This is a genomic window from Microbulbifer sp. NBRC 101763 (assembly GCF_040371615.1).
Taxonomy (GTDB): domain Bacteria; phylum Pseudomonadota; class Gammaproteobacteria; order Pseudomonadales; family Cellvibrionaceae; genus Microbulbifer; species Microbulbifer variabilis.
Window position 1 is genome coordinate 189280 of the sequence record NZ_BAABQV010000008.1, and the last position, 24660, is coordinate 213939.

The 24660-nt window shown below is 50.6% G+C and carries 17 protein-coding genes and 1 pseudogene; 14 read left to right on the top strand and 4 right to left on the bottom strand.

Features of this window, described 5'->3' with window-relative positions; genetic code table 11:
- Positions 1 to 38 precede the first annotated feature (38 nt).
- Both ABWV76_RS19545 and ABWV76_RS19550 read left to right on the top strand, forming a co-directional pair.
- Complete coding sequence (locus ABWV76_RS19545; RefSeq protein ID WP_020412017.1) at positions 39 to 2744, top strand: TonB-dependent receptor plug domain-containing protein; 2706 nt, start codon at positions 39 to 41, stop codon at positions 2742 to 2744.
- A 272-nt stretch (positions 2745 to 3016) separates the two neighbouring features.
- A pseudogene (locus ABWV76_RS19550) lies at positions 3017 to 4167 on the top strand (IS30 family transposase).
- 444 nt (positions 4168 to 4611) lie between these two features.
- On the opposite strand, the gene ABWV76_RS19555 reads toward ABWV76_RS19550, so the two are convergent.
- From ABWV76_RS19555 to ABWV76_RS19565, 3 genes are all read right to left on the bottom strand, one after another.
- Complete coding sequence (locus ABWV76_RS19555; protein WP_353377021.1) at positions 4612 to 7509, bottom strand: TonB-dependent receptor; 2898 nt, start codon at positions 7507 to 7509, stop codon at positions 4612 to 4614.
- Between the two features lie 126 nt (positions 7510 to 7635).
- The gene (locus tag ABWV76_RS19560; protein WP_353377022.1) at positions 7636 to 8697 is read right to left on the bottom strand and encodes a FecR family protein; all 1062 of its coding nucleotides are present in this window, start codon (positions 8695 to 8697) and stop codon (positions 7636 to 7638) included.
- 282 nt (positions 8698 to 8979) lie between these two features.
- Positions 8980 to 9498: an RNA polymerase sigma factor gene (locus ABWV76_RS19565; protein WP_020412022.1), complete on the bottom strand. Its 519-nt coding sequence runs from the start codon at positions 9496 to 9498 to the stop codon at positions 8980 to 8982.
- A gap of 235 nt (positions 9499 to 9733) precedes the next feature.
- Between ABWV76_RS19565 and dnaX the strand changes: the two genes are divergently transcribed.
- The 10 genes from dnaX (at position 9734) to ABWV76_RS19615 (ending at position 18427) form a co-directional block, all read left to right on the top strand.
- A complete protein-coding gene (dnaX, locus tag ABWV76_RS19570; protein ID WP_353377023.1) occupies positions 9734 to 11680 on the top strand; it encodes a DNA polymerase III subunit gamma/tau in 1947 nt (648 codons plus the stop codon).
- Between the two features lie 62 nt (positions 11681 to 11742).
- A complete protein-coding gene (locus ABWV76_RS19575; protein ID WP_020412024.1) occupies positions 11743 to 12087 on the top strand; it encodes a YbaB/EbfC family nucleoid-associated protein in 345 nt (114 codons plus the stop codon).
- 30 nt (positions 12088 to 12117) lie between these two features.
- On the top strand, positions 12118 to 12726 hold the full coding sequence (recR, locus tag ABWV76_RS19580; RefSeq protein WP_020412025.1) for a recombination mediator RecR: 609 nt from the start codon (positions 12118 to 12120) through the stop codon (positions 12724 to 12726).
- A 5-nt stretch (positions 12727 to 12731) separates the two neighbouring features.
- Positions 12732 to 13859, top strand: a complete 1128-nt coding sequence (rnd, locus tag ABWV76_RS19585; RefSeq protein WP_353377024.1) for a ribonuclease D — start codon at positions 12732 to 12734, stop codon at positions 13857 to 13859.
- A complete protein-coding gene (locus ABWV76_RS19590) occupies positions 13860 to 14147 on the top strand; it encodes a YcgL domain-containing protein (RefSeq protein ID WP_020412027.1) in 288 nt (95 codons plus the stop codon).
- A gap of 7 nt (positions 14148 to 14154) precedes the next feature.
- Complete coding sequence (locus ABWV76_RS19595; RefSeq protein WP_353377025.1) at positions 14155 to 14604, top strand: YcgN family cysteine cluster protein; 450 nt, start codon at positions 14155 to 14157, stop codon at positions 14602 to 14604.
- A 58-nt stretch (positions 14605 to 14662) separates the two neighbouring features.
- Positions 14663 to 15043 (top strand): hypothetical protein, encoded by a 381-nt coding sequence (locus ABWV76_RS19600; protein ID WP_353377026.1) that lies wholly within the window; start codon positions 14663 to 14665, stop codon positions 15041 to 15043.
- Between the two features lie 435 nt (positions 15044 to 15478).
- Positions 15479 to 16159 carry a YEATS-associated helix-containing protein gene (locus ABWV76_RS19605; RefSeq protein WP_020412030.1) on the top strand — a complete coding sequence of 227 codons (681 nt, stop codon included), beginning with the start codon at positions 15479 to 15481 and terminating at the stop codon, positions 16157 to 16159.
- 139 nt (positions 16160 to 16298) lie between these two features.
- Entirely contained in the window at positions 16299 to 17144 is an 846-nt protein-coding gene (locus tag ABWV76_RS19610; RefSeq protein ID WP_020412031.1) for an AAA family ATPase, read from the top strand.
- Between the two features lie 101 nt (positions 17145 to 17245).
- On the top strand, positions 17246 to 18427 hold the full coding sequence (locus tag ABWV76_RS19615; RefSeq protein WP_020412032.1) for a vWA domain-containing protein: 1182 nt from the start codon (positions 17246 to 17248) through the stop codon (positions 18425 to 18427).
- Between the two features lie 56 nt (positions 18428 to 18483).
- Here ABWV76_RS19615 and ABWV76_RS19620 read toward each other — a convergent pair whose 3' ends face one another.
- A complete protein-coding gene (locus tag ABWV76_RS19620) occupies positions 18484 to 19977 on the bottom strand; it encodes a peptide MFS transporter (RefSeq protein ID WP_020412033.1) in 1494 nt (497 codons plus the stop codon).
- Positions 19978 to 20128: 151 nt separating this feature from the next.
- Between ABWV76_RS19620 and hrpA the strand changes: the two genes are divergently transcribed.
- Together hrpA and ABWV76_RS19630 are read left to right on the top strand one after the other, a co-directional pair.
- Positions 20129 to 24043: an ATP-dependent RNA helicase HrpA gene (hrpA, locus tag ABWV76_RS19625; RefSeq protein ID WP_353377027.1), complete on the top strand. Its 3915-nt coding sequence runs from the start codon at positions 20129 to 20131 to the stop codon at positions 24041 to 24043.
- A 237-nt stretch (positions 24044 to 24280) separates the two neighbouring features.
- Complete coding sequence (locus ABWV76_RS19630; protein ID WP_020412035.1) at positions 24281 to 24604, top strand: HvfA family oxazolone/thioamide-modified RiPP metallophore; 324 nt, start codon at positions 24281 to 24283, stop codon at positions 24602 to 24604.
- Positions 24605 to 24660 lie beyond the last annotated feature (56 nt).

Genomic DNA, 24660 nt, shown 5'->3' on the forward strand with positions numbered 1-24660 from the left:
AAGCAGTTTAAGTACCTTAAGTATAAGAAGGTTCCACTATGATCAAGACCAAACTGAGCGTTGCCATTGCAGCACTGGGCACGATCGCCAGCACTGGCGTATTCGCCCAGGAATCCGTCCCCGGACCAGAGGTTGAAGAAGTAGTTGTTACTGGTTCTCGCATTGCGCGTGACCCACTGTCCACTACTGGCCCAATTACCCTCGTTGACTCAGAAGCCATCCAGCGTTCTGGAGTGGGCACCATCGACGAACTGTTGAACCAACTACCGTCCATGGGTACCACCGGTATCAACGCCAACGATAATAATGGCGGTGCTGGTCTTTCATTCGTGGACCTACGTAACCTGGGTTCAGCGCGTACCCTGGTACTGGTTAATGGTCGCCGCTTTGTGTCTTCAAGCTCAGGCGTGAGTTCTGCTGTAGATATGAACAATATCCCTGTAGACATGATTGACCGGATTGAAGTGCTGACTGATGGTGCCTCTGCGGTATACGGCTCTGACGCTGTGGCTGGAGTTATCAACGTAGTATTGAAAGACTCTTTCGATGGTGTGCGTATAAATGCCCGTGCTGGTGCTACTGAAGCTGGTGGCGGAGAGAATGGCGAGCTGTCTATCACTTTCGGTAAAGAGTTTGATCGCGGACAATTCATCGGCAACGTTACTCATAGTAAGCGCGATGAGATCGCTTACACCGACCGTGACTGGGCTGGCCTACAAAGCTCTATGTCCCCGACTGGCAATATTTTCACCAACTACGGTGCTTTTAGTGTTGGTGAGGATGGTGAAACGCTTGGTGATTACTCCTCCTACGACATTGGCCAGTACATGTGGCTGTCCGGGTCTATGGAACGTACCAGCTTTACAGGAAGCGGCACCTTCTCAATTACTGACTCCATCGAATTCTATGGAGAAGGTTCTTACACCACTAAAACTACCAATCAGCAGCTTGCTGCTCAGCCGATGTACGCAGGCAATGGCCTGAACATCACTGCTGACCATCTTTCAGCAGAAGTCCAGTCTCAGTTGTCTGACGCTTGGCAAGCGGCTGAAGATGCCTACCAAATTGAGCTCGCGGCATATAACGCAGCTGTTGCAGAGTGGGAAGCCCAGGGCAGCCCTGATGACCTGAAGCCTACTGAACCAGAAGCCACTCACGGTGAAAACTGGCAAGACGGCCTCAGTGATGTGCGCTTACGCCCGGTTGCTGGTGGTACCCGCGACTCTGAGCAACAAACTGAAACTTACCGAATTCTCGGCGGCTTGCGTGGTGATTTCTCCAATGGCTGGGGCTGGGATGCGTTCGTGAGCTACGGCAGAAACGAAGGTGATAACACCGTTGGCAACTCCATCAGCAAGACGAAAGTTCAGGAAATTCTTGATGGTGTAAGCGGTATTGCAGAGGAAGATATCCAGTTCCTCGGCGGCATGAGCGGTGAAGTTATCGACTACATCAGCTACACCGATCGTGAAGACAACGAATACGATATGCTTAATGTCGGCGCCAGCTTGACCGGAGACATCGAACCTATTCAGTTCCAAGGTGGAGCTTTAGGTTTTGCTGCGGGCGTTGAGTATCGTAAAGAGTCTGGTGAGTTTAATCCGAGTGAAGAAACTCAACTTGGTGAGACCTTTAGCAACCAACAAGATGCCACTTCTGGCGACTTTGCGGTAACTGAGGTATTTGCAGAATTCAACCTGCCAATCCTGTCTGGTGCCAAGTTTGCTGATGAACTCTCCGTTGACGCTGCTGTACGTTACTCTGACTATGACACCTTTGGCGGTCAGGCAACTTATAAGCTTGGCGCTGTATACGCACCAACAGAAAACCTGCGTTTCCGCACCAGCTTATCCACTGCATTCCGTGCTCCAGGTATCTATGAACTCTATAGTGGTTCTGCTCAGAGCTACGAGTACCTCATCGATCCCTGTGATACCAGCAGCAACAATGAGGATGGGCAGGGTGCAAACTGTGGCATGGTAGGCGCAGGCTTCACCCAAGCAGGCAATCAGGTACCAACCAACATCGGTGGTAACGAAGATCTGCAGCCTGAAGAATCTACAAGCTTCACGGCTGGTATCGTATGGACCCCGGCTTTTGCTGAAGATCTGTCTATCACCCTTGATTACTTCAAAATTGAAGTCGAGGATGCAATCACTTCAGCTGATACACAGCAAATCCTGGATGACTGCTACCGCGATGGCAACGCTACAGCTTGTACGCTGGTACGCCGCAGCGACAGTGGCCAGATCGAGTATCTGGAAGGCTCCCTGATGAATATCGGTGAGATCAACACCAGCGGTATTGATATCGATGTAGTTCAGAACTTCCATTACGATGCGGGTAAATTGGCTCTGCGTGCCCAGGCAACTCACCTGCTTGAGTACGAAGAGTACAACTCTCAGACAGACCAGACCACTGACCGGGTAGACTACATTGGTACTACCAGTGAGGCTTACACCAAGTGGCGCGGCCTTGCCAGTGCAACCTGGTACGCTGACAACTGGGACTTTGGAGCTGACATTCAGTACATTGGTGATGGCCACAGCCCATACATGGACATGCCTTCCCACACTTATCTGAATTTGAAAGCAGGCTGGGATGTAAATGAGTCCATGCGCCTAACCGCTGGTATCGATAATGTGACCGATCGTGAACCGTCTACTACTTCAGGTAGCGATTGGAACGGCACTTACGACTTCCAGGGCCGCTACGCCTGGGCTGGTGTTACCTATCAGTTCTAAGAGCTGTTAAAGCATCATATTAAGGGGGCTATTTTAGCCCCCTTTTTATTGCTTTGATTTTTGTTAATTTCTTAGAAAGATTATCGGTCAAATACTACGAAGTTCTACATGGTTGTTTAAAGTAACCTAAACCAATATCAATTTATTGGCCTCAGTGACGCTTTTTATTGAGGTTGAGTTTCTTTACTTTATTCTCCTAATCTAAGTACCTGTAGATTCAATTGATCAGTGCAACACCCCTGTAGGAATATGGCCTATCGGGGGATCATTGAATGAAGCGCATATTTACAGCAGAAGAAAAGGAGTGGATTTTCGACGCTTGGAAAAAGGGCATTGGCTTTTGTGAAATTGCCAATGCCATAGATTCTAAGTCAGGAACCATTTTTACTGTTTTGAGAGATACTGGCGGAATTAAACCAATATCCAGAAAGCCATCTCCTCAACACCTCACATTAGCCGAACGCGAGGAAATACGTGCAGATCTTTCTGCAAAACAAAGTATTCGAGCAATCGCTCGCTCCTTGAATCGGAATCCATCCACAATCTCGCGTGAGATTCAGAGAAATCGGGGGCGACGATACTGTAAAGCAGTAGACGCAAACAACCGTACAAAACGGATGGCAAGGCGTCCCAAGCCGTATTTGCTGGAGCAAAACTCGAGGCTAAAGAAGCTTGTTTTGGAAAAATTAGAGTTGAACTGGTCTCCAGAGCAGATATCGGGTTGGTTAAGGAAGACATATCAGGCTGATGAATCAATGCAGATATCAGCAGAGACTATCTATAAAACACTGTACTTCCATGTGCGTTCAGCACTTCATCATAAGCTAGTAAAGCATTTGCGTCGATCTCACAGTCTTCGTCACAGCAAACAACATTCACGTAAAGGTGAGCGCGGTACTATCAACATCTTCAACGGTATATCGATAAGGGAGCGTCCTCAGGAGATACAAGAGCGATGTGTTTTAGGTCATTGGGAGGGTGAATTAGTGTCAGGTTCAAACAACACTCATCTCGCCACGCTTGTGGATCGAAAATCGCGCTATACGATCATTCTTAAATTGAAAGGGAAAGATGCGACTTCTGTGAACCAGGTGCTTGTTGCTAGGTCTAAAAACTGCCAAAAGAGCTTTGCCAATCACTGACGTGGGACCGAGGAATGGAGTTGGCGAAGCACGCTGAATTTAAGGAAAATACAGGTGTTCCTGTCTTCTTCTGCGATCCTCAGAGCCCTTGGCAAAGGGGAACGAATGAGAATACCAACAGTTTAATCCGTCAGTACTTTCCAAAAAAGACATGCTTGGCGCAGCATACTCAGAGAAAATTCAATCAAGTTGCTAACGAGCTTAATAGCAGGCCAAGAAAAACACTGAATTTTGCGACACCAAAGCAGGTTATTAAACAGGGTGTTGCCTTGACAGGTTGAACCCACACCTGCTTTTTCCTTGTCGGTGGTGTGATTGATAGAATATTAGTGCCCAGCCAATTGTTAGAATTGCCTTTAATGATCGACACCTAGGTTTTCCTCGCTTTTTCTTTAAGTTCTAAATAAAAGAGGAAGTGCTTATTGTTTTATCTGATGTAGATTTCACACTTTTTTGGGTAAGGGAAAGGTTGTAAGTGTGGGATGTATACTAGCCTTGAATTGAGTTTAATATACTTGGTCATGAAATTGTGGGCTTAAATTTTCGATCCTAATCAGGGCTGTTGAGGTTATTTTAATAGCGTTATAGCAATGGGTTAGGGTGATTCGTATTGTAATGCTATCTAATTCTTCTATTAGGTTGTCGGTTGATGCTTCAGGGGAAGGTGTTCTTCTGGAGGCGTAGTGAATTGCATCTTGGTACGTAACTGGGAGGCTGGCTATAAGTCAGAATTTGAATGAAATATTACCAAATAAAAACCGGCCAGTTAAATCATATGTGCGATAGTCAAAATTATTATCTGTAGCGGTAATAGTAAGAGGAGGGGCGGTGTCGAACAGGTTTCTTATTCCAAATGAAAGTTTATAATTTGATGCGACAGAGAAGGCAAATTGTAAATCGTGTGTAGACCAGCTATTAATTTTTCGATCTACAAATGCATTACCCTCAACATAGGACTCCCTCATTTCTCCTACGAAGTGTACAGTGTATCCGGCTTCCCATTGATTTCCAGTCCAATAAATCCCTGCATTAGCTTTCCAGTCGGGAAGAGATCCCGCTCCACCCTTTGCAGTATTTACAAATAATCCTGCTAAGTCTTCCTCAGGCAAGCTCGGGGCACTTTGGTTTAGGTAGTGCAGCATGTGGCTCAGGTTCAGAGCAAAGCTAACTTGGCCGATACCCTCTGGATTTACCACTTGGCGGAGGGCAATGTCGTAGCCTCTTATATGGCGGCTTCCTTTATTGATACGCGTGGCTAAGATTTTTGTAATTTCACCATTTTCATCCCTAATAACTTTTTGATCAAAGGTTCCCATGTAAGCATTTTGCTCGACTAAAAACTGCGGACTAGCACCGATCACTTCTTCTTGTCGTATGTCGTAGAACTCAATAGTTGCGTTAAGACCTTCAAGTTGACTTGGGGTCCAGCTGAGACTGGCGAAGAGGCTTTTTGATGTCTCTGGCTTCAGGTTGGGGTTACCACCAAACTCAGTTAGGTATTGGATTCGAGCGCTGTCTGATTGTTTTAAGCATCCAATTAGTCTGTCTGCATTCTGACCCGTACATGGATCTAAGATAAACTCCTGACTCTGATAACCCTGCTGGTACATATCGGTAAGAGTTGGGGCCCTAAACCCTGTAGTAAAACTGGCTCTCAGTTGCAGGCTCTCTGTAGGGTGCCAGCGAATAGCTAACTTAGGGTTATGAGTACTGCCAAAGTCACTGTAGTCGGAAAGTCTTACTGCGCCATCTAGCCATAGTTTACTTTCTTGTATGGGTATCGAAACTTCTGCGAAAGCTTCTCTGATGGTACGGGACCCTTTAGCTGAGCCAGGTGTATAGCCTCCAATGAATGAAAGCTCCATGCTGTCATTGGAGTTTGAGGTTAAGCCCTCGTGTCGAATTTCAATACCCCCTGCTGCTAGTATTTCCCCTGATTTTATTTGCCCTAGTGCACCATCAGAGACAAAGGTTAGTGACTCCATGCGTGAATGGTTCCGGGTGGAGCTTTGGTCACGGATGAAGTCCAGTTGCTCCTCGTTGATGCTGCCACTTGGACCTAGAAGATTTACAGGGGTACAGCCGTTATTTGTGCTGCAAACATCAGGCCCCTTTAGCCCCAGGGAGAGAGCAAAAGGATCGATTAAGTTACTGATTTTCTCGGTTCTGTCGGTATGGTGAAAAGCTGCGCCGAGTTCCCATTGCCACTCATTGTGTACACCTTTCAGGCCTCCGTTAAAACGCCAGGTTGTTGCATGGTTCTCTTGGATGCGGGGCCCTAGTTCAATGATTCGTTTCCGGACGTCAATGACATCTTGATTGAAAGGGTTGTAGATGTTGTCTGCTGTTATAGTCAATTCACCATTATCAAAGCGGGTGAATACCGGGGTGGGAGCGTTGGTGGCTTCTGCTGAGGTGTGCAGTCCCATTATTTCTGCAAAAAGCTGAGTGTTCTCACTTAAATCGAAGCTGGTGGATATATAGCCGGAGTTACTTTCGACAGGGGTTATTGCAGAAGTGTAGTCATTGTAGTTGTACCTCTCCTCAAGAGACCAATCCTGGTAGCTCCCACTTGGGGCGTTGGTAAGTACCTGATTTCTGCCTAAAGCAATAAAGCCTTCAGGAATTGCAGATGAACGTTTATCTGTACCGCCATCCCCGCGGCTATCCGCTGACTCTGACAGGCTGCGATCGCGGCTCATCACCGATCCCTGTCGATAGTGTGCCAAGCCTATCATCAGGTGACTGCGCTCCCCTTGCCGTCCCCAGGTTAGGTGGTGGGATTCAGTCTGGCGGTCATTTTCATATGCTTGGCCGTAGTAGCTATCGACAGAGAGTCCCTCGAAGTCCTTGCGGAGAATGATATTGATAACCCCGGCAATTGCATCTGATCCATAGATAGCTGATGCGCCGTCTTTTAGGATTTCAACGCGCTCAACCAGAGACAGGGGAATGGTGTTGAGGTCTGTAGCCTCACCGTTAAATCCATCTCCTATGATGCGGCGGCCATTGATCAGGACTAAGGTATTGCTCGCAGGTAGGCCGCGTAATGATACTGTTGCCGTGCCGTTGTCTTCTTGGCTGACTGATGTGCTGGTGGAGTTGCCGGATACTGCCGGTAAGAATTTTAATAAGCCCGCAATTGTTTGCGCCCCTGTAAGCTCAAGTTGCTCTCGGGAAAGTCGGTCGATAGGGGCGTAACTATCAAGCTGGTAATGACGCAGGTGGCTGCCCGTCAGACTTTGTCCTGTAACAGTGACTTCCTCTGTTGGGAGAATGGTTGTGCCTAAGGGGTCTGGTGACTGCTCTTTGTTAGGTGTTATCGCAAAAGAGCTTGGGCCAATGCGCTGGTAGGTGAATGGAAGGTCCCGCAATAACTGCTGTAGTATGGGTTCGAATTGGCCATCATCACTTGTCAAGGTCTGCTTGGGTACCGCATAGCGGGATGCAGATGAGGTTTGCACCAGAACGGAGATCTTACACTGTTGGCCTAATGATATTAGGGCCTGGGGAAGCGACCCTGCTGGTAGTTGGATTTTGGGTTCTGGGCAGGCGGCATCAGCTGTACCAGTATTTGGTAGCAGCAAAGCCAGAGAGAAAAAAGCCCAGTGCTTTAGCTTCAAAGAGGGTGCCCGTGTTTATTGTATTCAGTGCCATAGCTGGCACTGAAGTACTTGTTACTATTTTATTAGTGGGCGGCAAATTGTAATTTGCACAATAAACAACCGCCAAATTAAGACGGTTATAACCTAGTTGTGCTTTGGGGACAAGATAGTCAGGTTAGAGTTACTGCGGTCTTGCTGAAGTTGTAAGGCTGTTACAATGGCCTCTAGGGTATTATCAGGGTCAGAAACGGCGAAAGTACCAGAAACCAGACGCCCCTCTACTTGTGGAGTGGCAGCTACAGGTACCGAAAGATAACGATTTAACTCCTCTAGGGCCTCTTTTAGTGGAGTTTTCTCAAAAACGAGAAGGCCGCGGGTCCAGTCAGTTACTTCCTCGGGAGAGGTCCTACGGACTTCGCCAAGGCCTCGATCAGTAATGCTAACTTTCTGGTTTTTGGTTAATTTTACCGACTCTGGGGCCAGTCCGGGGCTGGATTCTGCCTCGCTTACTGATACTGTACCTTCAGTGACAGACACCCTGGTGCTCTCCGGGTTGAGCTCTACATTAAACTCCGTCCCAAGTACGCGAATATTGGCACCGCCGGCTGAGACAGTGAATGGTCGGGAAGTTTGTCGGGCAACTTCAAAGAAGGCTTCACCGCGAATTAGTTGGGTCTGCCTTTCGTTTCGGCTGTAGTTAATAAGCAGCTTACTGTTGGAGTTTAGTTTTATTTCTGACCCATCAGCTAGGTTTATCGTTCGAATCTCACCAAGTTCGGTGGTATAGACTTCCTGCTTGGGTTTTCCTGTATTAAGCCACTCTAAACCGACCAGGGCAGCGAGAAATACGCCACAGGTAGCTAGCCCACCACTGAGGATCCACTGCGGCATACCCCAACTGCTACGCATTGACTTCTTCGAGGTCCCAAAATTTTGCTTTCTTTCGTGAGTAGAATCAGCTATTTGTGGCGCTGGAGTGCTTTCTGGGAAGAGCTGGTCAACCGGCATATGTGCAAGTGCACCTAGGTCACCCCATAGCTCTGCAATTTCCTCAAAGGCCTGGTGGTTCTCACTCGACCCGGACAGCCAAACTGCAAAATCACGCTTATCAGCTTTACTGACGACATCAGAGCGTAAGCGCGCAACCCAAGCGCAGGCCTGATCCAGGCTTTCTTCGCTTAAGTTTTGTTGTGCGTTGATATTCATGCTTGCTCTGATATTTCGTGTTTCTGGCTATTCAGTGAGACTGTCGTGCCTAAATTTGTGGTGCATCTTACTCAAATTCCGCTGATTTGTGTGATGCATGCGGCTCAAACTTTCCATTTGCGAAATAATCACAATGTACTCGATCACTTTGTCAGCAAAATATTCTGAAAGTGCCCTGATTGGCAGGGTTGTTCAAGCTTTAAGTATCTTCCTTGCATTCTGAGACGGCTGAGCAGATTCCCCCCTCAACAAAATTTTGAATTCTTGGGGGATCGCAGAGATTTAGTCGACCTTCTTTCTACAGGCTTTTAGAGCCTGTAGAATATATTTCTCCACACTACTGACCGAAATATTCATTTCTCGTGCAATTTCACTGTAGGAAAGCCCGCGGGCTCTATGTAGCAGGAAGGCCTGGCGACATTTGAGTGGCAGTTTATCCATGGTTTCGTAGATGGACTGAAGCTGTTGACGTGCTGCGAGAACCCTTTCCGGGGATTGATGGTCAGCGTGATCATCGCTGTGGGGCTCCCCATCAAAGGGAACTTGCTGATTGATATATTCCACATGCAGCTTGCCCCGGCGCAGTTGATCGACAGCCAGGTTGTTGGCAATTTGATAGAGGTAAGCGCGGGGGTTGTCCAGTTCCTTTTCGTCGCTGAGTTTTTGCAGGCGCAGGTAGGCGTGTTGTGCGATATCTTCGGCATCATCTGGACTTTTAACAATGCGTGCAACAAACCGTACCAGGGCTTGGCCGTGCTCGGCAAACAGCTTTTCCAGAAGCGTCTTCCTGGCCTTATTCATTACTTATCGTGATCCCCGTACCAAACTCGCTGTAGTTATGGACTGATTGTTCTAAGTGCGAGTTGGCGCACAGTTATAACACAAGCATTGCTTTGGCTACGAGTGGCACGATCGATCTCTTTAGGTTGCTGTTGGTGACCGGCTATGCGTAGGCGCCTATGCCGGTATAATGGCGCCCGCGCAAGTGGCGCACGATGATCGATTTTGCAGAGGTGTGCCGAGCACCGGAGACTGGATGAGCTATCAAGTACTGGCACGTAAGTGGCGCCCACGGCTATTTCGGGAGATGGTAGGGCAGGAGCATGTACTCCAGGCACTGATCAATGCCCTGGACAACGGCCGCCTGCATCACGCTTACCTATTTGCCGGTACCCGGGGGGTGGGCAAGACCACCATAGCCCGAATTCTAGCCAAGTGTTTGAACTGTGAAGAGGGTGTCAGCTCTGAGCCCTGCGGCAAGTGTGACACTTGCATGGAGATTGCTGATGGTCGCTTTGTTGACCTAATTGAAGTGGACGCGGCATCTCGCACCAAGGTAGAGGATACCCGTGAACTGCTGGAGAATGTTCAATATGCTCCGACAAGAGGGCGCTATAAAGTTTACCTGATTGATGAAGTCCATATGCTCTCCAATAGCTCCTTCAACGCCCTGTTGAAAACCTTGGAAGAGCCCCCTCCTCATGTGAAGTTTCTTCTCGCCACAACAGATCCGCAAAAGCTGCCGGTCACTGTGCTATCCCGCTGCCTGCAATTCAAACTAAAGAATATGAGTCCTGAACGGGTGGTTGAGCATTTGCGCTTTGTTTTGGAGCAGGAGCAGGTACCTTTTGAAGAGGGGGCCCTCTGGCACCTTGGGCGCGCTGCGGACGGCAGTATGCGAGATGGCATGAGTCTTACCGATCAGGCGATCGCTTTCGGAGCCGGAAAAATTAGTGAGGCTGAGGTTCGAGGTATGCTCGGTAGTATTGATACCGGGCTGGTGTGGAAGTTACTCCAAGCTCTGGCTGATGAGGATGCCGTAGCGCTGTTTGCGGTGGTTGCAGAGCTGTCCCAACAGGCACCCGACTACGGCGCTGCGTTAGCGGAGATTGCAGATAACCTACATCGCTTGGCAGTCGCCCAGGTTTTACCTCAATCGATGGATAATTCTCTTGGGGATGGGGAGCGGCTGAAGACTCTTGCGGCTCAAATAGCCCCGGAAAATATACAGCTTTATTACCAGATGGCTCTACATGCCCGCCGCGACTTGCCTCTGGCCCCAGACCCGCGAAGTGGTTTCGAAATGGCGTTGCTGCGTATGTTGGCATTCCGCCCCCAAGGGGTAGCGGATATCCCCAGGAAGGCACTTCCCGTGAATGAGCGGGAAGGGCAGGGCATTCCTGAAAAGGTAGAATTACAATCTAGCTCCCCAATAGTACGGGAGGATGCCGAGGCAAAAAAGTCTGAACTGACCTCGCTACAGCCAGAGGTTGCGGCGGATAAAGTGATACCTGTTTCCGGGGAACAGTTGAAGCCAGTTCAAGCAGAAGAACAACCGGTGCTGAAGGTTGCAGGAGAGCCTGCGGAGCCGGACATACCTGAGTCCGAGATCACTCCGGGCCGTGTGGATGAGGAGCTACCCTCTCCCGAGATCGAAGCAGGAGTGTCATCGCCGAGCCCCCGTGAAAATGTCTTGGCTGAGCTTCGACAGCGTGTAGCGGAAGTGGAGTCGACCCCGGTAGTTCCCGCACAGCCGCAGCAGAGGCCAGCAGTGGTAGCCACCGAGGTGCCAAAAGCGCGCCTTGATGCGCTCACTCCAGGCAGTTGGCCGGCGATGTACCAGCAACTGGGAATCAGCGGGATACTGCATTCTATCGCCCAGCACCTTGAGCTTGTGGGGCGCCGGGACAATATACTGTCCTTTACCTTGGATGAATCCTATAGCAGCCTCTATGACGATGTGCATCAGAGGCGTCTCGGAGATCTGCTTGGAGACTTCTTTCAGCAGCCGGTGGTGGCGCAGATCCAGGTTGGCTCGGTGCAAGGCGGCACACCTGCGCGTTTGGCAGCCGCGACCCGTGAGGCTCGCCTTGTCGCTGCCCGTGAAGCGCTGACTACTGATCCTTTGGTTCAGGAGCTACAGGCCGAGTTAAATGCGCAGTTACTGCCAGACTCCGTCGAATCGCTAGTCGAAGCAGATTAATACAATATTGTATGCCCGGTTTTTATTTGGGTGGTTACATGAAACAGGAATAGAGGTTACTTATGAAAGGTTTGGGCGATTTGATGCAGCAGGCCCAGAAAATGCAAGCCGACATGCAAGAAAAGATGCAGAAGCTCCAGCAGGAGTTAAGTGACCTGCGTGTCTGTGGTGAGGCTGGTGCGGGTCTGATTAAAGTCACTATGAATGGCCGTCACGATGTGACATCAGTAGAAATTGATCCTTCGTTGCTTACTGAAGATAAAGAAATGCTTGAAGACTTACTTGCGGCGGCAGTCAATGATGCGGTGCGCAGGGCTGAAGAAAAGGCTCAGGAGCTGCAAAAGCAGCAGGTTGGCGATCTTGCTTCGGGTATTAATCTGCCCGAGGGTTTTAAATTCCCGTTCTGATAGCCGGGCATCCCATCTAATTAGAGTTTTATGTTTAGTCCCCTGATCGAAGAACTGATTCGCGCATTGCGCTGCCTGCCTAGTGTTGGGCCCAAGTCTGCGCAGCGCATGGCGATGTACCTACTGGAAAAGGATCGCGATGCTGCAGTGCTTTTGGCGCAGAGCCTGTCGCAGGCAGTGGAAAAGGTTGGCCGCTGCAACCAGTGCCGGACACTCACAGAGGAAACTATTTGCGCGCTGTGTAATAACAGTCGTCGCGAGCAAACGTCCCTATGTGTAGTGGAAACCCCCGCAGATGTTTTGGCGATAGAGCAGGCTGGCAATTATCATGGCCGTTACTTTGTACTGCATGGCCATCTCTCCCCAATTGATGGTGTAGGGCCAGCGGACCTGGGAGTAGATTTGCTGGAGCAACGCCTCGCCAGTGAGTCCCTGCAGGAATTAATTGTAGCGACCAACCCGACGGTCGAAGGTGAGGCAACGGCGCAATATATAGCTGAGCGTGCAAGGGCGCATGGTGTAGCGGTAAGCCGCATCGCTCACGGGGTTCCCATTGGAGGAGAACTGGAATATATCGACGGCGGAACTCTGGCTCATGCCTTTAACAGCCGCACATCTTTTTTCCCCTCTGTTGAGTGATACCGATGGTTGAGATAGATACCACTCCGCGCTGGGTGGATAGCAGCGAGCAGCTGGCTGCCCTGTGTACCGAGTGGCGCCGGCAGCGCGCGGTAGCACTGGATACTGAGTTCATGCGCAGTCGTACCTTTTACCCTCAGCCAGCCCTGGTGCAGGTAGGGGATGGGAAGTACTGTTACTTGATCGATAATCTAGCTATTGAAGACCTTCAGCCTCTGAGGGATTTACTCCTGGATGCGGCTGTGACCAAAATCATGCATAGCTGCAGCGAGGACCTGGAAACCCTGGAATGTCTGTTGGGAGCCGTTCCTGAGCCGATTTTCGATACCCAGATTGCAGCTGCTATGAGTGGCATGGGGGCGGGCCTGGGATATGCGGCTACTGTTCGCGAGTTATTGAATATTGAATTACCGAAAAGTGAGACCCGCTCTGACTGGCTGCAGCGTCCACTGAGTGAGGCACAACAGAGTTATGCAGCTCTTGATGTCGCTTGGTTGCCAGTGCTTTATGGTGTTTTACTGAAGCGACTAGAGGGATATGGCCGGGAAGGATGGCTTCAAGAGGATTGCGCTGCACTGGTAATTGCTGCGCGTAGTCCACAGGCGCCGGAACTCTATTATAAGAAAGTAAAGGGGGCATGGCGCCTGCGTGGCAAGCAGCTGGCGGCTCTTCAAGACCTCTGTGCCTGGCGTGAGCGCGAGGCACGGGTACTAAACATGCCGCGTAATCATCTGCTCAAAGAAAATATCTGTATGGCCCTGGCCCAGCTGTTACCGCGGCATAAAGGTGCTCTGAGTCAGGCTGGGTTTGAAGGTCGCGCCCTCAGGGAGCATGGGGACAGTCTGTTGCAGGTGATTTCCCAGGCTGTACAGCGGAGCGATATGCCAGCACGCCTACCGCAGCCCCTCAATCGCCAGCAGGGAGAGGTTCTCAAACAATTGCGCCAACATCTCAGCATAATTGCTGAACGCGAGGGCCTGCCAGCTGAAATCCTTATCCGCAAGAAGGAGCTAGAGACTCTGGTGCAGGCCCGCAAGCCGGAGCTACAAGGGCGCATGTGTGGTTGGCGGGCAAAGGTTGTGGGCGAGCCTCTGCTTGATGTATTGCGCCAGCTGCGCAAAGAGGAACTATAAGTGAAAGTTTTATGTGATATATACCGCAGTCCCAAAAAAGAGGAAATGTACCTGTACGTGGATAAACGTGAGGGAACTGCGCGGGTGCCTGAAAATCTACTGGAGCTATTTGGCAGCCCTCAGCACCTGACTACCATGTTGTTAACCCCGGAGCGTAAACTGGCGCGCGCAAATGCTGACAAGGTCCTGCAGGATGTGCGTGCGCGAGGTTACTATTTACAAATGCCGCCGGTAGCTGATTCTGAAATGAGTGAAATCGCATTGAAGAACAGTAAGCTGCAACGCTGAGACTGAAATGGCTCAAGTGCCTTTTTGGCGGCGTAAGACCCTTGAACAAATGAATGCTTCCGAGTGGGAGGCGCTTTGTGATGGCTGTGGACGCTGCTGTATACATAGTCTCGAAGATGAGGAGACGGGAGAGGTATATAGTACCAACGTCGCCTGTCGACTGCTCGATACATATTCCTGTCGCTGTAGCCAGTACAGCCGGCGTAAAGTATTGGTGCCTGGCTGTATACAGCTTCAAGTAGAGGACGTTCCAGAGTTCGGCTGGTTGCCGAGTACTTGTGCTTACCGCTGCCTGTCAGAAGGGCGCTCTCTACCGGATTGGCATCCACTGATTAGTGGGGACACAGAGTCGGTGCATAAGGCCGGTATTTCAGTTCGTGGCAGAGTCGTAAGTGAGGAGCTGGTGCACCCGGATGATATGGAAGAGCATATCGTTACCTGGGTTGATGTTGATTGAGAGGATGCCTCCAGATGTTCTTGCGGGAGGCGATGAGGATTTAGAGAAGAAAGTAAAAATGTCAGAAGATTTTCAACTTGCCTGGATTGTTTACACGGCGTCGACTCTGGTGCTGTTATTGGCGGGCTGGTGGTTTATGCGCAATTGGCGCTGGAGCTGGTTGCGCCGTACTCTTTTATTAATCTTTGCAGCGGTATTGTTAGTGCCGGTAAAGGTACCTGTTGCTGAATCAGTGGCGATGCCAGTGTTACCTCTCTTTGTTTATCAGATGCTTTTTGAAGAAAATGGCGCAGCGCCGGAGGTCACCGCAAATCTGGTTTTTTCCGCTGGCGGAGCTTTGGCTGTGATGGTTTTTTGGGGGATTGTCACACTGCTGCTGCGCTTTCGGCGCGATCGACGCAGTCGCTTTGATGATGATCCTTACTTTAATGAGCAGTAACCGCCAGAGACCAGACTTTTTTTAGTTAGCGATCACTTTTAAGGGCTGGTGGACAAATAATTGCCTATTAGCCTTTCTTGCATCTAGCCAGTTAATAGTCGACCCAAATATTTCTTCTGCGAACTACCTTTCCCCATTGGATCAAAGGCGCCGTATCCTCTGCTCCGGAGTTCTCTATCCGGTGACAGCTGCTATATCTATTAGGCTGCCTGCAGGCTTGGCGTGAGGCCATGCTAGTCGGTTCAATTTTCGACGTTGAATAAGGGCGTAGCCATATAGAAAATGCGGCTTGGAATGTCCGTAAGCAATTCGAAAATTCACTATGCTGGCAGCTTGATGGCCGGACTTAAAGAAAAATACTGAAGAAGTGCAATTGGCACATTATTCCGTCCTTGTAAGTTGGCGGAGGCTGCCATTGACGTCTGAGGAATCCTGATGCTCGACCACCTGCTGATTCTTACCGCGGTAATGCTGGTTTCGGGCATTCTTGGCGGGTTGGTGAATTACTATCAGATGCTGTTTACAGAGGAGGATCCGGCCGGTCTTGCACGTTGCCTGATTATGGGCTTGTGCGGTGCCTTGATAGTGCCAATTTTCCTCAAATTCACTCAAAGTGACCTCTTGATCGAGATCCAGGGGGATCCATCGCGCCTGCTGATTTTCACCGGCTATTGTTTACTGGCTGCCATTGCCTCGCGTATGTTCGTTTTTAATGCTGCACGTCGTCAGTTACGGGACGCCAGTATTGCCCGGGCCAGGGTTGAGAACCTTGAGCAGGAGCTGCGTACAATGCAGCTCGAGATGATGCCGTTATTGGAGCATGAAATTGAAGGGGATCTGGAGCAGGGGCCAGTGCTGGATTTTAACCAGATCCGTAAGCTGGATGAGAATGCCCTGCAAGTGCTCAACCTCCTTAATAGTGGTGAGTGTGTATTTCGCTCCCTGTCAGGAATGGTGCAAGACAGCGGTATGGAGACCAATTCTGTCGCCCGCGCCTTAAATAGCCTGTTAGTGTTGGAGATGGTCGGTAAGATTCATAGTCACTTGGGAATCCGCTGGTACATCACCAGTAAGGGAAGACAGGTGGTACATCGCCGTAGTACCCAGATGGCTTGACCCCGGTTGCATAAGCAGTCGCTCAGCCTACTCAAGCTGGTCATCCAATTTGGTCGTTCCCGCCTCGCCTCCTGCCCTGTTGTTCAATTATCATTCGCTAAATCAGATAGATAGCGGCGAATACAGGATTGGAGTAGTCATGAAATTTACCGGTACCGACAGCTATGTAGCTACTGAAGACCTGCAGATGGCGGTAAACGCAGCGGTCACCCTGCAGCGTCCCCTTCTGATCAAAGGCGAGCCGGGCACCGGCAAAACTTTGCTTGCGGAGCAGGTTGCGCAGAGCCTCGGCATGAAGTTGATCCAGTGGCATATTAAGTCCACTACCAAGGCACAGCAGGGTTTGTATGAATATGATGCCGTGTCACGCCTGAGGGATTCCCAACTGGGAGTGGATAAAGTCCATGATATTGGCAATTACATCAAGCGCGGTAAGCTGTGGGAGGCTTTCGCGGCTGAGGAACGTGTAGTACTGCTGATTGATGAAATTGACAAGGCAGATATTGAGTTTCCCAATGACTTGCTGGTAGAGCTGGATCGCATGGAGTTTTTCGTCTATGAAACCGGCGAAACCATCAAAGCCAAGCAGCGTCCCGTCGTAATTATTACCTCCAATAATGAGAAAGAGTTGCCTGATGCTTTCTTGCGCCGGTGTTTTTTCCATTACATCAGCTTCCCCGACCGTGACACCATGCGCAAAATTGTTGACGTGCATTACCCGGATATAAAGGGGCAGATGGTGGCAGAGGCGATGGACATCTTCTTCCAGCTGAGGGAAGTGCCAGGCCTAAAGAAAAAGCCCTCTACTTCGGAGTTGATTGACTGGCTGAAATTGTTGATGGCAGATGATATTCCCGAAGAAGTCTTGAAAAACCGTGATAACAGCAGTGCGATCCCTCCTCTCTACGGAGCCCTGCTGAAAAATGAACAAGATGTTCATATGCTGGAGCGTCTTGCGTTTATGGCGCGTCGAGATAATCGTTAATTGGTGAATCGCTGTGTTTCAGGGAGAGGATATGCTCTTCCTGAAGTTTCATCGGTTGGTTCGATTGCAACCCTATTTTCCTATGCTGACTGCGAATTACTATGCTGATTGGCTTTTTTCTAAATTTACGCCGCTATAAATTACCGGTATCCATTACCGAGCTGCTTTCCTTGCTCGAAGCTTTGCAGCAACGTTTGGTGTTTGCAGACTTGGAGGAATTTTACTTCCTGGCCCGAGTTTGCCTGGTGAAGGATGAGAAGCATTTCGATAAATTCGATCGCGCGTTTGAGTCTTATTTTAAAGACCTGGAAACACTGGATGATATTGTCGAGCAGATGATCCCGGATGACTGGCTCCGTGCAGAGTTCCTGAAACAGCTCACGGAAGAGGAAAAGGCTAAGGTCCAAAGCCTCGGTGGTCTGGAAAAACTGTTGGAGGAATTCAAAAAGCGCCTTGAAGAGCAGAAGAAGCGCCACAGTGGCGGCAACCGCTGGATCGGTACCGGTGGCACCAGTCCTTTTGGTAACAGCGGCTATCACCCGGGAGGAATTCGGGTTGGGGGTAAGGGCCGCAACCGCTCGGCATCCAAAGTGTGGGAGAAGCGTCAGTTTAAGAACCTGGATGACAGTGTCAGCCTGGGTACTCGTAATATCCAGGTCGCCCTGCGCAAGCTGCGAAAATTTGCCCGCACCGGCGCTGCTGAAGAGCTGGACCTGGATAACACAATTTCCTCCACAGCACGCAATGCGGGCCTTTTGGATATCCAGATGGTTCCGGAGCGGCACAACGCGATAAAAGTATTGATCTTTTTTGATGTAGGGGGCTCCATGGACCCCTACGTACGGGTTTGTGAAGAACTGTTTTCAGCCTGCCGCTCCGAATTTAAGCACCTGGAGTATTTTTATTTCCACAACTTTGTCTATGAGCATGTTTGGAGAGACAACCAGCGTCGTTTCAGTGAAAACACTTCATTGCTGGAAGTACTGCGTACTTATGCCAAAGACTATAAAGTTATTTTTGTGGGCGATGCCTCTATGGCGCCCTACGAAATTACCAGCCGCTATGGCAGTGTCGAGCATATGAATGAGGAACCCGGTGCTGCCTGGATGGAGCGAATTACGAATACCTACAGTAACCTGGTCTGGTTAAACCCTGTCGGTGAGGAGTACTGGCAATACACCCCCAGTATTGGAATGACACAGCGTTTGGTCGATGGGCACATGTACCCGATGACTTTGGCGGGGTTGGATAGGGCGATCGCCTATCTGGTAAAAGGGCGCTGATGCTGCAGTAATATCTTTCAAGTCAGGCGGCACTGTCCGAACCGCCTGATCACTTCTTACTTATCATTGCCGCTAAAGTGTTTCGGGGGCACACCGTCGTGATCGGCGGTGATACTTAATTCCTCTTTAGTGGTTTCTCCTACTGTGGCGTGCACCTCCTCCGCGCCATGCATCCAATCCACCAGTTTCTCGCGAATGAGATACAGGATAATTCCTGCAACAATGGCAACCAGGGCTACGCCCCCAAAAGTAGCGAGAGGGCCGGACACTCCCACCAACTTGCCAATTTCCGCCGCTCCTTTGTTAGCAATACCAATAAAGGCAAACCAAAGCCCCATCATTAAGGATAAATAGCGTAGAGGGGATAATTTGGTGACTACTGAAAGCCCGATAGGTGATAGGCACAGTTCACCGATAGTGTGAAAAATATAGGCAAACACCAGCCACCATATACTTGCTTTTATGGTTGTAGAGTCTCCGATTTGTAATGCTGCTCCACACATTGAAATAAAGCCGATACCAAGAAATACCAGCCCCAGGCTGAACTTGGCTGGCGAGCTGGGTTCCTTATCTCCCATTCCTATCCAGATGCTGGCCATAATCGGCGCGAGGATAATGATAAATATGGGATTCACCATCTGTAGCCAACTGGCTGGAATCTCCCATCCCAAGATATTTAGGTCGGTGCGATATTTGGCAAACAAGTTCATTGAGCCGGCAGCCTGCTCAAAACCGGCCCAGAAAATCACTATAAAAACACCAAGTACCAATATGACCTTTATACGGTCTCGCTCTTCGTGAGTCAGGGGACGATGCTTTTCGGCCTCTTCATGTTTCCGGTTTTTGAGTTCCAGGTGTGCAGAGGGCTCTACGCCGATTTCTCCCAGATAGCGCTTGGCCTGGGTCATTTGCAGCAGCAGGCCCAACAACATGCCAACTCCTGCAACGACGAAGGCCAGCTGGTAGTCCACCTTCTCTCCAACCCAGCCCACAACTAAATAACCGAGGATTGAGCCCAGGTTTATGCCCATATAGAAAATGGTAAATGCCGTATCGCGACGGTGATCTCCCTCTTCGTAGAGGTCTCCGACCATGGTGGAAATATTTGGTTTGAAGAAACCATTGCCGATAATCAGCAGGGCCAGTCCCAGCCACAGCATATAGATCTCACTGCCATTGGGCAGCCAGGCGTGGGGGAAGCCAAGGGAGAATTGTCCCAGCATCATCAGGGTGCCGCCGAACATAATGCAGCGGCGTTGTCCCCAGCGGTTGTCCGCCATCCAGCCGCCGATAATTGGAGTCAGGTAGACCAGCATCGCGTACCATCCCAGGTAGCTGAGGGCTTTGGATTGTAATTCGGTCTCGGTGAGCTGCTCCCAGCCGAATACTGCAGCGGTGGCCGTGGAGGTCAGGTAGAAAACAAAAATACCGCGCATACCGTAGTAGCTGAGGCGTTCCCACATTTCTGTACCAAACAGCAGAAACAGGCCTTTGGGATGGCCAAACAGCTGCCCGGCGCTGGAGGGGGGCTTGGGCTTGATCTCTTGCATAGTACCGCTCGCAAGGTGTGACCCTGAGGCGCAATGGTGCTTCTAAAATTGACCTCTATCTGCTCCAGTATAGATGAGCGCCACAGTAAGGTTTGATAGCCCTATCGTATCCAGGGGTTATAATCCCGCGTTTGCCATTGCTGTACGAATTATGAGTCACACCGAAGCAGAAAAAGTTGTGGGAGCGCTGCAAACCCGTATCCCGGCCTGTATGGGTAGGGATCGTTTTGACTTGCGCAGAACCCTGAAGAACGTGCGCCGGCGCCAGAAAGAGGGCAAGCCGGTCGATCGAATGCTGGCCCAGCTGGAACAACAGTTACAAGCGTCTGAAGCCCTGGTGGAAGAGCGTCGGCGAAAGCTACCGGACGTGCAGTGGCCGGAAGCACTGCCCGTGGTAGCGCGGCGTGATGAAATCGCCGGGTTGATCGAAAAGCACCAGGTTGTAGTTATTGCCGGTGAAACCGGTTCTGGTAAAACCACCCAGTTACCGAAAATCTGCCTGTCTCTGGGGCGGGGGATTTACGGCCAGATTGGCCACACCCAGCCGCGCAGGATTGCCGCTCGCACTGTGGCTAATCGAATCGCCGAGGAATTGCAGCAGCCCTTGGGGGAATCAGTCGGTTACCAGGTGCGTTTTACCGATCACAGTACTGAGCATACCCATGTCAAACTAATGACAGACGGTATTCTGCTGGCAGAAATTCAGCGTGACCCACTGTTAAATAAATATGACACGCTGATTATCGATGAAGCCCATGAGCGCAGTCTCAATATTGATTTTCTGCTGGGCTATTTGAAAACTATCCTGCCCAGGCGTCCAGACCTGAAACTGATCATTACCTCGGCCACTATCGACCTGGAGAAATTCTCCCGACATTTTGATGATGCGCCCATTATCGAGGTATCTGGCCGGACCTATCCGGTGGACATTCATTACCGCCCGGCCGTGGACAGTGATGCGGATCTCAATGAACAGGTCGTAACTGCGGTAGGGGAGTTACTGCACGAGGAAAAATCCAGCAGCCGGCGCGGCGGGGATATACTGGTATTTATGAGTGGCGAGCGGGAAATCCGTGAATGTGCCAAGGCCCTGCGGGATGCGCAGATTGCCCAGCTGGAGGTATTGCCCCTTTATGCGCGTTTGAGTCTGGCGGAGCAGGCCAAAGTTTTTCACGGCCATAAAGGCCGCCGTATTGTGCTCGCCACCAATGTGGCGGAGACCTCTATTACGGTGCCGGGAATTCGCTATGTGATCGACCCGGGTACTGCACGCGTCAGCCGTTACAGCTATCGCAGTAAAATTCAGCGACTGCCCATAGAGCCGGTTTCCCAGGCCAGTGCCAACCAGCGTGCCGGCCGCTGTGGCCGCGTCAGTGCCGGTGTCTGTGTACGCTTATATGAAGAGCGGGATTTTGCGCAGCGTCCGGAATTTACCGATGCGGAAATTCTGCGTACCAACCTGGCTGCAGTAATCCTGCAAATGTTGCAGTTGCGTATTGGTGATATCCGCGAGTTTCCTTTTGTAGATCCGCCCGATCCGCGCCTGATTAATGATGGTTACAAGCTATTACAGGAGCTGCAGGCCGTCGATGGTCAGGGCAGGGTCACCAAACTGGGGCGAGCCCTTTCACGATTGCCGCTGGACCCACGACTGAGCCGAATGTTGCTGGCCGGGGCAGATAATGGTAGCGCGCGTGAATTATTAGTTATTGTCGCCGCCCTGGCCGTACAGGATCCGCGCGAACGCCCGGTGGAAAAGCGTCAGGCAGCGGATGAAAAACATCGCCAGTGGCAGCATGAGCAGTCAGATTTCCTGTCCTTTGTACAGCTTTGGGATGCTTTCGAAACCCAGCGTCAGGAGCTGAGTCAAAATCAGTTGCGAAAATGGTGCCAGAAAAATTTCCTGTCCTGGTTGCGTATGCGTGAGTGGAGAGATATCCACCACCAATTGCGGGTGGCTTGCCGCGATCTTGAAGTAAAAGAAAACAAAGAGCCAGCGGAGTATGAAGCGGTACACCGGGCTATAGTCGCAGGTCTTCTCGGTAATATTGGCGCTCGCGATGAGAACAAGGAATTTATTGGCTGTCGCAATCGCCGCTTCCATATTTTCCCTGGATCTGGCCAGTTCAAGAAGCCTCCCCGCTGGGTTGTTGCCGCCCAGTTATTGGAAACCAGCCGTTTATTCGCCCATACGGTTGCAAAAATAGAGCCCGATTGGGTATTGGCTGCATCCCAGCACCTGGTAAAGCGAAATTATTTCGAGCCTCATTTTGATGCCCGTTCGGGTCAGGTGATGGCCTTTGAGAAGGTTTCCCTGTACGGCCTGGTGCTGGTGGAGAAACGCCGGATTCCCTACGGTAAGCTTGATCCGAAAACCGCGCGGGAAGTCTTTATTCGCCAGGCTTTAGTGGAGCAGCGTTATCGAGGTAAAGGCCGTTTTTATACACACTACACCGACCTGCTGAAATCTCTGGAAGAGCTGGAGGCTAAATCCCGCAGGCGGGATATTCTGGTAGATGATGAAGTGATTTATCGCTTTTTCGATGAGCGTATACCTGCCGATATCGTTAACCTGGCTGGGTTTGAGCACTGGCGCAAGAAAGTGGAATCCACTGATCCGCAGTTGCTCTTTATTCCCCGTGAATTGTTGATGCAGCAGAGTGCGGATCACGTCGGCGAAGCCCAATTCCCCGATGAATTGCAATCGGGCGGTATTGTTTATCCGCTCAGCTATCATTTCGAGCCGGGCAGTGTGGATGACGGTGTCAGCATTCAGGTACCGGTTGCGGCTTTGCACCAGGTGCCCGCTGCTCGACTTTCCTGGCTGGTGCCTGGAATCCTACGGGATAAATGTATTGCCCTGGTCAAAGCCTTACCTAAACAGTGGCGTAAATATTTTGTCCCCGTACCAGCAGCAGTGGATAAAGCCCTGCCGCGATTGCGCCCGGATAATGTCCCCTTATGGCAGTCACTAGCACTGGAGTTACAGCGCCAGACGGCGCAGCAGTTGCCTGATAGCGCCTGGGAATCCGCTGAGCAATCCCTGGAAGATTATTATCGCTTCAATATCCAAGTGGTGGATGAGGCAGGTAAATTGCTCGACCAGGACCGAGATCTCTCGCTGCTACAGGCGCGCTACCGCGATCGGGTGCAGCAGGGGCTTGCGAGTGCAGGAGACAGCTTTGAGCGGGAGGGGATTACCAGCTGGGACTTTGGAGAGCTTCCAGAAACCCACACCCTTAACCAGGGCGGCCTCAAGGTGCGGGCATACCCGGCTCTGATAGAGGAAAAAGACAGTGTTTCTCTGAAACTCCTGGATAACCCGGATGACGCGCGCCGGCTGAGTCGTGCAGGTATTTCCCGCCTGGCACTGTTGCACTTGCCGGAGAAGGTTAAATACCTGCGCAAGGAGCTGCTTCGTGGCAAGGAGCTGGGGTTATCTGCCGCGGACTTGGGGCGGCGTGAAGAGGTTGCAGACGATATCCTGTTGGCTGCCGTGCGAGAGGTATTTTGGCCTAAGGGCAATTGGCCGCGTACCGAAGCTGAATTTCTGTCCGCGCTGGAAAATGATAGTGACCTGGTGGGGGTGGCCCAGGAAATTGGGAACCTGCTGGTCAAAGCTTTAGCCCTACTTGTGCCCCTGCGCAAACAGATCAAACAGCAGAAAAACCTGGCAGTTGCAATGGCGGTGGGAGATATTCAGCAGCAATTGTCTGGGCTCTTTTATCGCGGTTTTCTGTTCGATACCCCTCTGGAATGGTTGCGTCAGTATGGCCGTTATCTTAAGGCGATCGCTATGCGACTGGAAAAAGCCGTCCTCGACCCGAATCGTGATCGCAAATTACAGGTTGAGTACCACAAGGCCGCGGAGCCTTATGCCGATCTGGCTGAAAAATATTCAAGCAGGGAGTTGGCTGCGGAAGCCTTGCTAGTGGATTACCGCTGGATGCTTGAAGAGTTCCGCGTTTCTTTATTTGCCCAGACCCTGAAAACCCTGATGCCAGTATCTTCCAAGCGCTTGCATAAGGCGTGGGTGGAGGCTGATGGGAAGGGGCTGGTAGGTTGATTGCCACTATTGGTATGAGATCACAAAAAAACTGATTTCTTTATGTAATATTCTGGCGACCGGTTCGACAAACCTTATGTGAGTAGGCTATAGGTTCAAAGTGGCGTGAGATTCTCACCCTAAGCTGGCTAGCCTCAACAAATGACGGTTTTCCATCCCGCGTCATTATACTGGCGCGGGAGAAAAGAAAGTCTTTGGTACTTTTTATTACTCAGGGTATTAATTAGGAGATCCCTTATGAACAAGAAGCATCTTTCCCCCGTAGCGGCCGCAGTTGGTGCAGCGTTTATTGCCTCTGCTGCGATGAATGTGTCTGCAACCACTGGCGAAGCTAATCCGTTTGCTGCGGCAGAGCTGACTTCTGGCTACAACCTGGCACTGGCTGACCATGGCGATAAGGAAAAAGAAGGCAAGTGTGGCCACGACAAGAAAAAAGAAGGTAAGTGCGGCGAAGGTAAGTGCGGCGAAGGCAAGAAGAAAGAAGGCAAGTGCGGCGAAGGTAAATGCGGCGAAGGCAAGAAGAAAGAGGGTAAGTGCGGCGAAGGTAAGTGTGGCGGATAATTTAAAGCCATACTCGATCGGGGCGGTATTGCGTTAACTGACGCGCCGCCCCTTGT